Source organism: Alishewanella sp. d11, assembly GCF_049390205.1.
In the GTDB taxonomy this organism is placed as follows: domain Bacteria; phylum Pseudomonadota; class Gammaproteobacteria; order Enterobacterales; family Alteromonadaceae; genus Alishewanella.
This window is the reverse complement of sequence record NZ_CP186547.1, coordinates 2,347,259-2,361,256: the sequence shown is the minus strand read 5'-3', so window position 1 is coordinate 2,361,256 and position 13,998 is coordinate 2,347,259. Positions and strand designations below refer to the sequence as shown.

The 13,998-nt window shown below is 45.3% G+C and carries 11 protein-coding genes; 1 reads left to right on the top strand and 10 read right to left on the bottom strand.

Translation table 11 applies throughout. The features are described 5' to 3' along the window. Positions 1–29: 29 nt before the first annotated feature. From eno to rlmD, 5 genes are all read right to left on the bottom strand, one after another. Positions 30–1,322, bottom strand: coding sequence for a phosphopyruvate hydratase (gene eno, locus ACO1PK_RS10765; RefSeq protein ID WP_423185637.1), 1,293 nt, complete (start codon positions 1,320–1,322; stop codon positions 30–32). Between the two features lie 59 nt (positions 1,323–1,381). Further along, the gene (locus ACO1PK_RS10760) at positions 1,382–3,019 is read right to left on the bottom strand and encodes a CTP synthase (protein ID WP_423185636.1); all 1,638 of its coding nucleotides are present in this window, start codon (positions 3,017–3,019) and stop codon (positions 1,382–1,384) included. A 211-nt stretch (positions 3,020–3,230) separates the two neighbouring features. Further along, the gene (gene mazG, locus ACO1PK_RS10755) at positions 3,231–4,010 is read right to left on the bottom strand and encodes a nucleoside triphosphate pyrophosphohydrolase (RefSeq protein WP_423188202.1); all 780 of its coding nucleotides are present in this window, start codon (positions 4,008–4,010) and stop codon (positions 3,231–3,233) included. Positions 4,011–4,080: 70 nt separating this feature from the next. Continuing rightward, positions 4,081–6,276, bottom strand: a complete 2,196-nt coding sequence (gene relA / locus ACO1PK_RS10750; protein WP_423185635.1) for a GTP diphosphokinase — start codon at positions 6,274–6,276, stop codon at positions 4,081–4,083. Positions 6,277–6,391: 115 nt separating this feature from the next. Then, positions 6,392–7,720 (bottom strand): 23S rRNA (uracil(1939)-C(5))-methyltransferase RlmD, encoded by a 1,329-nt coding sequence (rlmD, locus tag ACO1PK_RS10745; RefSeq protein WP_423185634.1) that lies wholly within the window; start codon positions 7,718–7,720, stop codon positions 6,392–6,394. A gap of 89 nt (positions 7,721–7,809) precedes the next feature. Here rlmD and ACO1PK_RS10740 point away from each other — a divergent pair, with 89 nt between their 5' ends. Further along, positions 7,810–10,563 (top strand): response regulator, encoded by a 2,754-nt coding sequence (locus tag ACO1PK_RS10740; protein WP_423185633.1) that lies wholly within the window; start codon positions 7,810–7,812, stop codon positions 10,561–10,563. On the opposite strand, the gene acpS is transcribed toward ACO1PK_RS10740, so the two are convergent. The 5 genes from acpS to rnc are packed head-to-tail and all read right to left on the bottom strand — an operon-like array spanning position 10,530 to position 13,994. After that, on the bottom strand, positions 10,530–10,907 hold the full coding sequence (gene acpS, locus ACO1PK_RS10735) for a holo-ACP synthase (RefSeq protein ID WP_423185632.1): 378 nt from the start codon (positions 10,905–10,907) through the stop codon (positions 10,530–10,532). The two genes, ACO1PK_RS10740 and acpS, sit on opposite strands and share 34 nt — an antisense overlap. Then, complete coding sequence (gene pdxJ, locus ACO1PK_RS10730) at positions 10,907–11,638, bottom strand: pyridoxine 5'-phosphate synthase (protein ID WP_423185631.1); 732 nt, start codon at positions 11,636–11,638, stop codon at positions 10,907–10,909. The genes acpS and pdxJ overlap by 1 nt, the downstream gene beginning before the upstream one ends. A gap of 10 nt (positions 11,639–11,648) precedes the next feature. After that, a complete protein-coding gene (recO, locus tag ACO1PK_RS10725; protein ID WP_423185630.1) occupies positions 11,649–12,404 on the bottom strand; it encodes a DNA repair protein RecO in 756 nt (251 codons plus the stop codon). Positions 12,405–12,412: 8 nt separating this feature from the next. Next, positions 12,413–13,330 carry a GTPase Era gene (gene era, locus ACO1PK_RS10720; RefSeq protein WP_423185629.1) on the bottom strand — a complete coding sequence of 306 codons (918 nt, stop codon included), beginning with the start codon at positions 13,328–13,330 and terminating at the stop codon, positions 12,413–12,415. After that, on the bottom strand, positions 13,320–13,994 hold the full coding sequence (gene rnc, locus ACO1PK_RS10715) for a ribonuclease III (protein WP_423185628.1): 675 nt from the start codon (positions 13,992–13,994) through the stop codon (positions 13,320–13,322). Before rnc ends, era begins: the two co-directional genes overlap by 11 nt. Between the last annotated feature and the right edge of the window lie 4 nt (positions 13,995–13,998).

Below are 13,998 nucleotides of genomic sequence, written 5' to 3'. Positions count from 1 at the left end.
ATCAGCCTTTTTATCAGAAAAATCAGGTCTTACTGACCTTTGATTTCCGTTCTGCCTTTGTAAGGCGCTTTAGCGCCTAACTCTTGCTCAATACGCAGCAGTTGGTTGTATTTCGCTACCCGATCAGAACGGCATAAAGAACCGGTTTTAATCTGACCCGCTGCCGTTCCTACCGCTAAATCTGCAATAAAGGCATCTTCTGTCTCACCACTTCGGTGTGAAATCACTGCAGTAAATCCAGCATCTTTTGCCATTTTGATAGCGGCTAACGTTTCGGTTAAAGAGCCAATCTGGTTAAACTTGATTAAGATCGAATTACCAATGCCTTGTTCGATACCGCGAGTTAAAATCTTGGTGTTGGTTACAAATAAATCATCGCCGACTAACTGCACTTTAGTACCGATTTTGGTCGTTAAGTCTTTCCAACCATCCCAATCACTTTCATCTAAACCATCTTCAATAGATACGATAGGATAACGCTGCGTTAAACCGGCTAAGTAATCGTTAAAGCCATAAGAGTCAAAGCTCTTATCTTCACCGCTTAATACATACTTGCCATCTTTATAGAATTCAGACGCAGCGCAGTCCAGCGCTAAGGTCACGTCTTTATCCATTTCGTAGCCAGCCGCTTTAACCGCTTCAACAATTACGGATAAAGCTTCTTCGTTTGATTTCAGATCCGGGGCAAAACCACCTTCATCCCCCACAGCCGTGTTCAGACCGCGTTTTTGTAACTCTTTTTTCAGGCTGTGGAAAATTTCCGCACCCATGCGCAGTGCTTCGGCAAAGGTTTTTGCGCCAACGGGTTGCACCATAAATTCTTGAATATCAACATTATTATCGGCATGTTCGCCGCCATTGATAATATTCATCATCGGTACCGGCATGCTGAACACACCAGAAGTCCCATTTAAATCAGCAATATGCTGGTATAACGGGATTTTTTTGTCGGCCGCTGCCGCACGCGCCACCGCTAAAGACACGGCCAAAATAGCATTAGCACCTAAATTAGACTTACTCTCAGTGCCATCTAAATCAATCATGACTTGATCGATTTCAGCTTGTAAATAGGCATTTTTACCTACTAAAGCGGCTTGAATAGGGCCAGCGATATTCGCTACCGCTTTGGTAACACCCTTGCCTAAATAACGCGTTTTGTCACCATCACGTAACTCCAGCGCTTCACGAGAACCGGTTGAAGCACCTGATGGCGCACAACCCCGTCCCATAGCACCGCTGGCTAAAAATACATCGGCTTCAACGGTTGGATTACCGCGAGAGTCCATAATCTCACGAGCAATAATTTTGACAATTTCTGACATAGTAGTAAGTCCCCTGTTAAAAACGAAAAAGCCGTGCATCATGTCACGGCTTAACAAAGTTATACGCGCTGCTGTTTCTGAAACTTATGCGCTGCAGCGATAAAGCTCTCAAACAACGGATGACCATCACGCGGTGTTGAATTAAATTCCGGATGGAATTGTCCGGCAACAAACCATGGATGTTCAGGGATTTCGATCATTTCTACCAATTGATTATCAGCAGATAAACCGGAAATCACTAAACCCGCCTCTTCTAGTTTCGGGCGTAAGTTATTATTGACTTCGTAGCGATGACGATGTCGCTCTTGGATGACGGCCTTACCATAAATCTGCCGCGCTTTGGTATTTTCCACCAAATTACAGTTTTGGCTACCCAGACGCATAGTACCGCCCAAGTCAGATTTATCAGTACGCACTTCTACTGAGCCATCGGCATCACGCCACTCAGTAATTAAGCCCACTACCGGATAAGGTGTTTCTTTATTAAATTCGGTGGAATGTGCACCAGGCATACCGGCAACATGACGAGCGTACTCAATTAACGCCACTTGCATACCTAAACAGATCCCAAGATAAGGCACCTTGTTTTCCCGAGCATACTTAGCGGCGAGAATCTTGCCTTCAACACCGCGCTCGCCAAAACCACCAGGCACTAAAATACCATCAATCCCCGCCAGTACACCAACGCCTTTGCTTTCTACATCTTGTGAATCAATATATTTAATATTCACGGTTACGCGGTTTTTCAAACCTGCGTGACCTAAGGCCTCATTTACCGATTTGTAGGCATCCGGTAATTCAACATATTTACCAACCATACCAATGGTTATTTCGCCCGTTGGATTAGATTCTTGATACAGAACTTGTTCCCATTCTACTAAATCCGCTTCAGGCGCTTCGATATAAAAACGACGACAGACTAAATCATCTAAGCCCTGTGACTTTAACAACGCAGGAATTTGGTAAATGCTGGAGACATCTTTTAAGGAAATAACCGCTTTTTCTTCTACATTCGTGAAGAGTGCTATTTTTGCCCGCTCATTGGTAGGAATAGCGCGGTCTGATCGACACACCAGAATATCGGGTTGAATACCAATAGAACGTAACTCTTTCACTGAGTGCTGGGTCGGCTTGGTTTTAATTTCACCCGCAGTGCCCAAGTAAGGAACCAGCGTTAAATGCATATAGAGGGTGCGTTCGCGCCCCACTTCGGTGCCTAACTGGCGGATCGCTTCTAAGAACGGTAAGGATTCGATATCACCGACGGTACCACCAATTTCAACGATAGCGATATCGTAGCCCTCAGCACCTGCCACCACGCGGTTCTTAATCTCGTTGGTAATATGCGGGATAACCTGGATGGTTGCACCTAAATAGTCACCACGACGCTCACGACGTAACACATCGGCATAGATACGGCCTTGTGTGAAGTTGTTCAGCTTGCTCATCTTGGTGCGAATAAATCGCTCATAGTGCCCTAAGTCCAGATCTGTCTCAGCGCCATCTTCGGTAACAAAGACTTCACCATGCTGGATCGGGCTCATTGTACCCGGGTCAACGTTAATATAAGGGTCAAGCTTCAGAATGGTCACTTTCAGACCACGCGCTTCCAGTATCGCTGCCAATGAAGCCGCAGCTATGCCCTTACCAAGAGATGAGACAACCCCACCCGTCACAAAGATATATCGTGTTGTCATAAGACCCCAGAAACGCAGTAAAAATAAGATTAAGCCAAACACGAAAAAGCAAAAAGTCCGGTAAACAAAGTGATTACTGGAAACGTTAGGCTTTAACTATTTGGTATCAGGACGGGAGGAAAGTATAGCAAAGCACCAAGCACTGCTCAATCTAAAGTAGCGCTTAGTGGTAACATATTTCTGGTTGTGGTGAAAGTTAATGCTCAGCAGCTCAGTTTTTTTGTTGCTTCACCTGCTGCCACAGTGCATCCATCTCAGCTAAATCGCTTTGCTCGGGCGTTTTACCCAAAGCACTAAGGGCTTGCTCTACCGCACGAAAACGTAGCTCAAACTTGCTATTAGCCGCCCGCAATACCGCTTCTGGGTCGAGCTGATGTTTTCGCACCACATTGACTAAGGCAAACATTAAATCGCCCAGTTCTTCTGCCAGTTCCGGACTGGCTGCAGCGGTTTGTTCTACCTCTAGGATTTCTTCTTTTACTTTGTCCCAACAACCGGCGACGTCAGGCCAATCGAAGCCAACATTGGCGCAGCGTTTTTGCAGCTTATACGCTCGGCTTAAAGCAGGCATCGCTTGGGGAATATTATCTAGCACACTATGCTGACCGACTTGCAGACGCTCTGCGCTTTTTAAGGCCTCCCAATTTTTTAATACGGTATCTGCATCGGCTGCCTCTGCAGTACCAAAAATATGCGGGTGTCGTCGTTCCAGCTTGTCACAAATAGCCATTACACAATCGACAAATTGAAAACGGCCCTCCTCTTTGGCGATTTGTGCATAAAATACCACTTGAAAAAGTAAATCACCTAGCTCATCTTTTAGCTCGTCCAAGTTGCCCCGAGCAATGGCATCGGCCACTTCATAAGCTTCTTCTAAGGTGTAAGGCACGATAGTACTGTAGCTTTGCTTAAGATCCCAAGGACAACCACTAACCGGATCCCGTAATCTGGCCATAATATAGAGTAACCTAGCAACAGGCTCTGTCGGCATCGAGCTTTCATGCAGCCCGCGCGGCTCAGTCGTATCTAATTCTTTATCTAACACCGTTATGCTTTACCTATTAATGGTGGAAACGTTTAGCCTCAATCACATCATCGATTTGACTCACTTTGCTTAATAATTTATTCAGTGAATCCAGATTATATAACTCCATGGTCATATTAATGACGGCAGTTTGTGCTTTGATATCAGAGCTGCTGCTCATCTTAGTTACATTGGCTTTTTCATTTGCCAAAATGCTGGTGATATCCCGCAGTAACCCATTGCGATCATGCGCGACAATGCGAATATCCACTTCATAACCAGATGCATATTTATCGCCCCAGGTTGCTTCCACTACCCGTTCTGGGTGCGTATCCAGCATCGTTTTAAACTGCTCGCAATCATCACGATGAATAGCAATACCTCGGCCCTGAGTGATATAGCCAATAATGGCATCGCCTGGCAGTGGCTGACAGCAGCCGGCCATATGGGTCAATAAATTCCCTACCCCTTGCACCACCACATCACTTTTCACTTTTGGAGCAGGCAACGGCTTGGTTTTTAAACGGGGATCAATTTCTGGTAACGCATATTTAGGGCTCTGGCTTTGGATAAAATGCACAACTTGTGTCACTTTAACTTCGCCACCCCCAATACCGACTAACAATTCATCCATGCTATTCACGTTAAACCTTGCTAACACCTTGGTAGGATGCTCCAATACCAAATTTAATCGATTTAATTCTGCATCCAGTAATTCGCGCCCCGCTTGCAGATTTTTATCGCGATCTTGTAATCGAAACCAGTACTGGACTTTAGAACGGGCACGGCTCGATTTCAGATAGCCCAAATTAGGATTCAACCAATCTCGACTGGGATTAGGCTCACGACCAGTTAAAATCTCCACCTGATCGCCGGTTTTTAATTGATAGGTAAAAGGCACAATACGGCCGGATATTTTAGCACCAATACAACGATGGCCAACATTTGAGTGCACATAATAGGCAAAATCCAACGGTGTTGACCCTATAGGTAAGTCAACAATATCTCCTTTAGGGGTAAATACATACACCCGATCTTCAATGACTTGAGTGCGTAGCTCTTCTGCTAGATCGGTGCCATCCGTTAAGTCTTCCTGCCATTGCAACAACTTACGCAACCAGCCAATTTTTTCATCGTTGGCGGCATTTTTACCTGCGGCAGTGCCTTCTTTATAGCGCCAATGCGCTGCAACGCCAAGCTCTGACTCTTCATGCATTTGCCGGGTGCGAATTTGAATTTCAATAGGCCGACCCTGCGGCCCAACCACCACGGTATGAATAGACTGATAACCGTTTTGCTTAGGCGTGGCAATGTAGTCATCAAATTCTTTTGGCAAGTGCCGCCAGCCCGTATGCACGATCCCTAACGCGGCATAGCAATCTTGTACCCGCTCAGTAACAATGCGTACCGCCCGAATGTCATACAGCTGTTCAAAGGACAACTGCTTTTTTTGCATTTTTTTCCAGATACTGAAAATATGCTTTGGCCGACCGTAAATATCTGCGTGTAGCTGCGCATCCTGCATCTTTTGGCGCACGGCAGTCACAAAATCCTGCATATATTGTTCACGATCTAACCGTCGTTCTTCTAACAAGCTAGCGACTTGCTTATAGGTTTTTGGATGCAAATAGCGGAAGGCTAAATCTTCCAGCTCCCATTTCAGCTGGCCAATACCTAGGCGATTCGCTAAGGGGGCAAAGATCGCATTGGTTTCTTTAGCGGCTAATACTCGCGTTTCTTCATCTGCGTTTTTCACATCTCGCAAATAGCAAATTTGTGACGCAAGCTTAATCACAACCGCTCGAACATCCTCAACCATCGCTAACAACATTCGGCGTAAATTATCCGCTTGCTGACTATCTGGCCCTTGTTTCACACTGGTCGGTATGGTGCGGATCGCTTCCATTTGCTGGACAGAAGTAAGCAAGGCGCAGACGGGTTGGGAAAAATGCGTAACAATAACCGATGTATCAAGTAATCCTGCTTCAAAAGCCGGAAATAACAATGCCGCGATCAGCGAGTCATGATCCATTTTTAACTCTGCCAAAATCTCTACCATTTCCCAACCGGTGCGAACTTGCAAAACCTCATCGTCAAGTTGCTGTTGTTTTAACCAAGCAGCAGATTCAAGCAAAGCGCTAATCTTTTTGTCTGACAAGCCCAGTGAGCACAACCACTCGACCGTCTCACCCCCATGGTAGCCACTGCTATGTGACTGGCGAACCCTAACCATGCTTTGTCCTCATCTAATTATATCGAACCGCCTGATAGGCGTTTCGATTGGTATGCTTGTCATCATTAACCCTGTCGCGAACGCCACTCCAGCTTTACAGCCTCTGCCAGCATCATCATCGCTTTTGTGTATCAAACAATGCCATAAGTTCCAAATGTCCGGTATGAGGAAACATATCAATGCCAGCGATTTTCTGCAAATGATAGCCTGCAGCCAATAACACCTTGGCATCCCGAGCAAAGGTGGCCGCATTGCACGAGATGTACAATATCTGTGCCGGTTTTAATTTAACGACTTGTTGTACAGCACCTTGCGCACCTGCCCTAGCAGGATCTAATAACACTTTATGATAGATTGGTTGATGCCAGTCCGACTTGCCCCAAGGTAAGTGCAAATCGGCTTGCCAAAACCGGACATTGCCCAACTGATTCGCCACCGCATTCAGATTGGCTTGTTGCACCATTTTGGTTAAGCCTTCGATACCATGCACCAATTTCGCTCGTTGTGCTAAGGCTAAACTAAAATTACCCATACCTGCATATAGATCTAAGATACAATCTTCAGGCCCTGGCGCCAGCCATTCTACCGCTTGGCTTACCATTTTTTGGTTTACGGTGGCATTCACCTGAATAAAATCATCAGGGGCAAAAGCCAGGGTTAATTGCTGTTCAGTTAACCGATAAGCGGGTGCTGCGCTATTACTTTGCCAATAGCTCAGTTCGCCCGCTTCTGCTTCTCCTAACCAGATGGCGTCTGGCCAAGCTGCGATAAAAGCCTCTTGTTGGGCTTGGGTCAAAGGCGCAGTATGCCGAATAATCACATAAGCTTGACCTTCGGCGTCGATAACTTCAGCATGCGTCACCATACCGGGCTGCGGCAAACGGGCAACAACCGACTTTAGTACGGTAAAAATTGGCGCCAATACCGGACTTAGCACGGCACAGGAACTGATTGCAGTAATTTCTTTACTCGCCGTTTGACGAAAACCCACTACAACTTGCTTTTGCTTCTTATCAAACCAAACGCCAATCCTTGCTTTACGACGGTAACCTCGATCCGGGCCAGTTAACAAAGCCTGCCAAGGTAACACGGTCAACCCCGTTTGGTGACGTATCAGCTCATCAACGCCTTGCTGCTTTAGCAAGACTTGCTGTGCAGGTTCCAGATGTTGCAGTTGGCAGCCGCCGCAATGGCGGTAATGCGCACAAAAAGGCGTTACTCTCAGTGGGCTGGCCGATAACACTTTTTCCGTTCTGGCTTTCAGAAAACCCGCTTTATCTTCAGTAATCTTTATCTGGACGTGCTCGCCAGGTATTGCGCCATCAATAAACACAATTTTTTGCTGATAGCGGGCTATACCGTTGGCTTCATAATCAGCTTGCTCTACCCGCACCTCAACACGCTGGCCAGTAAGCTGAGCTTTTTTTGGGGGTTTATATAACATTACCATTCGTTACGGGTCTTATAGGCTTTTTGTTATTGATGTGTCATTATGGCATGGCTGAGCTTAATTGTAACAAGTGCAATGCCCTGATGAAGAAAATTGGTTTACGTTTTTGGTTGATTCTCTGCAGTATCTTACCCGCCCTGTTGGTGGCTTTGCTACTTGGTAGCTATTTCAATCACAAACAACAACAAGATAGTGAACTGCATTTACGAGAAAAAGCAGCCAACATTGCACTTTCTTTGGCGATAAGTAGTCAGCAACTGTTATACCAACAACAATTGCCCGCCATAAAAGCATTATTAGAACAGACGCATCGGCTTAATTCGCCTTTAGTTATTAGTATTTCGCTGTTTAACGCAAACGGGGAATTATTATTAACCAGCAACAGTCAGCGCGATTTAAGCGACGAAGCCATCCATCAACAACAAAACAAACCCAGACAACTTAATTATCTCGATCAGCAGCACTACCTACTAGTTTACCAACCCTTATTAAAATTGCAGCGTTTGCGCGATGAAGAGCCAGCTTATCTTTTGTTACAACTAGAGCAACAGCAGTTGATATATCAACAGCAAATAAGCTTACTGCATGGCGGCTTATTAACCACTATGACGTTTATTTTGGCTATCTGCCTCGCACTATTTCTTATGCAAAAGCTCCAACCTGAATTATACCGTATCAAAAAGCAGATGCAGCAATTGATGGATGGCCAATACCGGATAAGAATTTATCCACTGACGATTCGGGAGATGGATCAACTACAAACCGGTGTTTTACAGTTAGCAGAGCGTTTAGCAAAGCTTGAACAGGAAATGCAGCTCAGTATTGAACAAGTCACTGGCGACTTACAGCAAAGCATGGAACAGCTAGAAATTCAAAATATTCAGCTGGACTTTGCCAAACGTAAGGCGCTAGAAGATAACCGCCAAAAGTCCGACTTTTTAGCCAAAATGAGTCATGAATTACGAACCCCATTAAATGCGGTTATTGGCTTTACTCGGCAGTTGTTAAAAACCCCTCTTAGTCACCATCAAAGTGATTATTTACATACTATTCAAAAATCGGCCAATAGCTTATTAAATCTGGTAAATGATGTGTTGGATTTCTCGCGGTTAGAAGAGGGACGGATGTCGATTAATCCCGAACCGTTTTCTCTAAGGGATACTCTAAATGACGCAATTGAGTTACTCGCCGCAAACGCTTTTGATAAACAGCTTGAACTGGTATTGGTGTTCTCGTCTGATTGCCCAGATGATGTGATTGCGGATCCAGCCAGAATCACCCAAGTTCTGATGAATATCGCAGGGAATGCCATTAAGTTTACCGAGCATGGCAGCATCGTAATTAAAGTCGATGCGACCCCAGTCAATGACGAGCAGTTGGTGTTACATATTTCGGTTAAAGATACTGGTCGCGGTATCAGTGAGGAAAAACAAAGTCGTTTATTTGATGGGATCCCGCCGATTGAACAAAACGACCAGCAAACCGGCTCAGGTCTTGGCTTGTTGATCTCGAAGAGATTGGTACAAGCCATGCAAGGTAATATCGGTTTTGAAAGTAAGGTGGGAGAAGGCTCCACTTTTTGGTTTACCGTAAAATGCCAACGTCATCAATTAGCGGTGGCTGAACCCTTACCACTAGAAATATTTGAGAATAAAACCGTCCTTTATTTCGAACCACAACAGTATTCCCGCGAAGCTACCTTACAGCTGCTAACCAGTTGGGGATTAAAAGTCACCGTTTGTGCCACTAAGGCGCAACTGCAACAGCTACTTAATCAAAATCCTCATTATGATATTGGACTTATTGGACGGGCCGTGGCCATCAATCAAGTCAATGATATTATTTCATTGGTACAACGCTTAAAAACCTATTGCCACTTTGTTTATCTATTGGTTAACACCTTATCCCCGAATTTACGTGAAGCTTTACTCAGCTCGGGTGCGAGTGCTTGCTTACCAAAGCCTGCTCATATGCGTAAACTGGCATTGTCGCTCGCGTTTCCCTATAGCCAACAACAACTGCAGCAGAATGAGCCTAGCCAGAGCATGCTCTATCCCCTAAAAGTGCTGACGGTAGATGATAATGAAGCGAATTTAAAATTGATTAACACCTTATTACGTGAGCGCGTGCAGTCACTCGACTCAGCCAGAGATGGTGCTGAAGCGTGGCAAAAATCTACGCAGCACGTTTACGATATTATTTTTATGGACATCAATATGCCCATCATGGACGGCATTACCGCTTGCCAACGCATAAGGCAAAGCTCTTTAAATGAGCAAACGCCTATCATCGCTGTCACAGCCCATGCCATGGAGGGTGAGCGAGCACGTTTGATCAGTTTAGGTTTTAGTGAGTTTTTAACCAAACCGCTTGATGAAAAGATGCTGCATTACAGCTTGCAAGAATTTTGTCAGATCCAAAAGAATAATCAAAACTTACAAAGTCAAACGCCACAGGCTTTTCCGTTAATTGATTGGAAGCTTGCTTTACAGCGTGCCGCAGGTAAACCTGAGTTAGCACAGGAAATGCTGTTGCTGCTGATTAAATCATTGCCACAATCCGATAAGCAAATTCGCCAAGCCATTACCGACAATGACCAACAAGTTTTACTGCACGCGCTACATAAATTGCATGGTGCTTGTTGTTATACCGGTGTGCCACGTTTAAAGAACTTATTAGAGGCTTTAGAAACGCAATTAAAGAAAGGTGCCAATATCAAACTATTAGAGCCTGAGTTATATGAGTTAGACGATGTGATTCAGATGTTATTAGAGGCAGATACCTCTATTCCCTTAGACTTGCTTCAGGCTTCAAGTATCACTGTCGCACAGGCATAAGCTTGCTCGTCGCTAATACTCAACCAAACTGCATTCACGCCCATTTTAGTAGCCAGCTCTGCAGCATAACCACTGCAGCGAAGTTCAGGTTTGCCTAGTGCATCGTTTGTTATTTCAAAGTGCTGGAACGAAATACCGCTACCAATCCCGGTACCAAATGCCTTGGCTGCAGCTTCCTTTGCCGCAAAGCGTTTGGCAAAGTAACGCTCCGGCTGAGCATGCCGCGCATACTCAGCCTGCTCAAATGGCGTCAGAACCCGCTGCACCAAGCGCGGACTTTTTTCTAAGCTGTGGCGGATACGTGCTATCTCAATAATATCAGTACCCAAACCACGAATGGCCATTAACGCCGAGCCTCGACCATTAATCGCTTCATCTCTGTCACCGCGGGGCCTAAACCCGTAAAAATGGCCCGGGCAATAATAGCGTGGCCAATATTCAGCTCATACATTTGCGGGATAGCGGCTATGGGTTGCACGTTATGATAATGCAAGCCATGCCCAGCATTAACGATTAAACCCAGTGAGGCAGCATAAGCCGCTGCGTCAGTAATACGGCTTAATTCCGCCTGTTGCACAGCGGCATCGGTAGCTTCCGCATACTGTCCGGTATGGATCTCAATATAAGGTGCACCAGCAGCAGCAGCCGCTTCAATTTGTTTTTTATCTGCGTCAATAAAGAGTGAAACTAAAATATTGGCTTCGGTTAATTGTGTTACCGCATCGGTAATACGGCTTAGCTGTCCTGCTACTTCCAACCCACCTTCGGTGGTCAGCTCTGCGCGTTTCTCCGGCACTAAACAACTAAAATGCGGTTTTAACTTACAGGCAATGCCTAACATTTCCTCGGTGACAGCCATTTCGAAGTTTAAACGGGTTGCCAGCGTTTCCCGTAAAATAAACACATCACGATCAATAATATGTCGACGATCTTCCCGTAAATGCACGGTAATCCCATCTGCTCCCGCTTGCTCGGCTAATAATGCCGCATGCACAGGTTCAGGATAATAGGTGCCGCGGGCATTGCGAACGGTTGCGACATGGTCAATATTGACCCCAAGATAAATTGCACTCATATTCTCTCCATTATGATGAAGCCGAAGCGGGTTTAATCTGTGCCAATTGACGAAATAATGCCCGGCTAGCCAGTGGTTTATTACCCAATAAAGGCGCTAAAAATTGTCGGCTAAGTTGTTTAGCTGCCAGCAAATTGTCTGCACTCTGCCAATCGGCCTGCGCTATCGCTAATAACTGTTTTCCCAGAATAATGCTCTCTGCCACACTCTTACTCTGCTGAGATGAAGTAAGATCAGGTGACGCTCTAACAAAACCTTGCTCAGGTCGATATTGATAATAATGTTCTGGATTAATCGGTTGTAGATTGGCATCAACATGCCAGTCTGGTAACACGCCCAATTCCGCTAACAGCGCAAACTCAAATTGCCTTAAACATGGCTCTAACAACTCAGCGTGTTGCTGCACCTGAGCTAACGTCGCCAAGGCCAGTTGGTAATGTGCGAATAAATAGTCTGAGGCATGATCAGTCGGCCAAAGCCGGCAAATCAACTCATTAATATAAAGACCGCTATATAACACTTTACCCTGAAAAGGATAAGCAGGCGCTTGTTCCTCAAACTGTTTAACCGTTTGCAAACTACTACGCCCAACTAGTGATACGGTATATAACTGAAAGGGTTGTAACGCTCGATACTGTTTACCGTTGCGCCGCCGAATAACAGCCGTTAAACGACCTTGCTCAGGCAAAAGTAGTTGTAACAACAGTTTATCTTCCTGATAAGGGCGACTGTGCAAAATGTAGGTAGGCAGCAGCTTACCCTCCATAGCAGGGCTTAATCTTCGCCGTAACCAAGGCTACGCAAAGCTCGCTCGTCGTCAGCCCAGCCTGATTTCACTTTGACCCAGACCTGTAAAAACACGGGAGCATCTAACATAGCTGCCATATCCAGTCTGGCTTCAGTGGCAATTTGTTTTATACGCTCACCTTTATTACCAATGACCATACGTTTCTGGCTATCGCGTTCAACTAATACTAAGGCCGCAATATGAAAATGCTTCTCCTCCCATTTAAAACGTTCAATCTCAACAGTGACCGCGTAGGGTAGCTCATCGCCTAAAAAGCGCATCAGCTTTTCACGAACAATCTCGGCTGCCATAAAACGCTGTGAGCGATCAGTAATATAATCATCAGGAAAGAAAAACTCACAAACCGGTAAGTGCTGTTGTACGACTTTACGCAGCGCTGCAACGTTATCGCCTGTTTCTGCCGATAACGGCACAACATCAATAAAGTTTAACTGGCTACCTAACCACTGCAAATGGGGTAATAATTCTGCTTTATCTTTATAGAGGTCAACTTTGTTTACCACCAGAATTACCGGCTTTTTGGCAGCAATCAGTTTATTTAATACCATCTGATCATCATCATGCCAGCGGGTCCCTTCCACCACAAAAAGCACAAACTCGACATCTAAAATAGAAGAGGCAGCAGCTTTATTCATTAGGCGGTTTATTGCACGTTTTTCCTCGGTATGTAAGCCAGGCGTATCGACATAAACGGTTTGATAATTTTCTTGTGTATCAATACCAACGATGCGGTGACGAGTAGTCTGTGGTTTTTTTGAGGTAATACTGACTTTTTGCCCAACTAACTTATTGAGGAGCGTTGATTTACCAACATTGGGCCGACCTACGATGGCCACTAATGCGGCATAGGTAGGCGTATTCTCAGTATGAGTGTTATCTGTCATGTTTAATTTGTTCCAATGCATACTGAGCAGCATCCTGCTCAGCTTTGCGCCGTGATGAACCGGTCGCAGTAATAGGTGCCATACCTGGTACAGTGCAACGCACAGTAAAGGTTTGCTGATGCGCTTCGCCGGCAGTTGCAATCACATCATAAGTGGGCAGCGGCTTACGCAGTCCTTGCAAATATTCTTGCAACAAGGTTTTGGAGTCTTTTTGTTGGCCAGGCGTAATGTCATGTAAACGCTGCTCAAACCACAGCATAATTTGCGCTTTACATGCTGCCATACCATTATCTAAATAAATGGCACCTATGATCGCTTCTAGCGCATCTGCAAGAATAGACTCCCGCCGAAAACCACCACTTTTAAGCTCACCAGGTCCTAAACGCAAAAACTCAGATAGGCCCAACTCTTGCGCGATGGATGCTAATGTCACGCCTTTTACCAGCGATGAGCGCATCCGAGTAAGATCACCTTCTCGTGTTTGTGGAAAACGGGCGAATAAAGCCTCAGCAATCACCAAACCTAATAAGGCATCTCCCAAAAACTCTAAACGTTCGTTATGCTGCCCCTTGCAACTACGATGAGTAAGTGCCTGTTCTAACAGACCGACATTTTGAAACTGATAACCGATTTTTCGCATCAAAGGTGCTAGTGGTTTCTGCATAAAT

Coding starts and splice junctions, on each gene's coding strand:
- eno (WP_423185637.1), bottom strand. CDS start 1,322: ATGTCAGAAATTGTCAAAATTATTGCTCGTGAGATTATGGACTCTCGC.
- ACO1PK_RS10760 (WP_423185636.1), bottom strand. CDS start 3,019: ATGACAACACGATATATCTTTGTGACGGGTGGGGTTGTCTCATCTCTT.
- mazG (WP_423188202.1), bottom strand. CDS start 4,010: ATGCCGACAGAGCCTGTTGCTAGGTTACTCTATATTATGGCCAGATTA.
- relA (WP_423185635.1), bottom strand. CDS start 6,276: ATGGTTAGGGTTCGCCAGTCACATAGCAGTGGCTACCATGGGGGTGAG.
- rlmD (WP_423185634.1), bottom strand. CDS start 7,720: ATGTTATATAAACCCCCAAAAAAAGCTCAGCTTACTGGCCAGCGTGTT.
- ACO1PK_RS10740 (WP_423185633.1), top strand. CDS start 7,810: ATGAAGAAAATTGGTTTACGTTTTTGGTTGATTCTCTGCAGTATCTTA.
- acpS (WP_423185632.1), bottom strand. CDS start 10,907: ATGGCCATTCGTGGTTTGGGTACTGATATTATTGAGATAGCACGTATC.
- pdxJ (WP_423185631.1), bottom strand. CDS start 11,638: ATGAGTGCAATTTATCTTGGGGTCAATATTGACCATGTCGCAACCGTT.
- recO (WP_423185630.1), bottom strand. CDS start 12,404: ATGGAGGGTAAGCTGCTGCCTACCTACATTTTGCACAGTCGCCCTTAT.
- era (WP_423185629.1), bottom strand. CDS start 13,330: ATGACAGATAACACTCATACTGAGAATACGCCTACCTATGCCGCATTA.
- rnc (WP_423185628.1), bottom strand. CDS start 13,994: ATGCAGAAACCACTAGCACCTTTGATGCGAAAAATCGGTTATCAGTTT.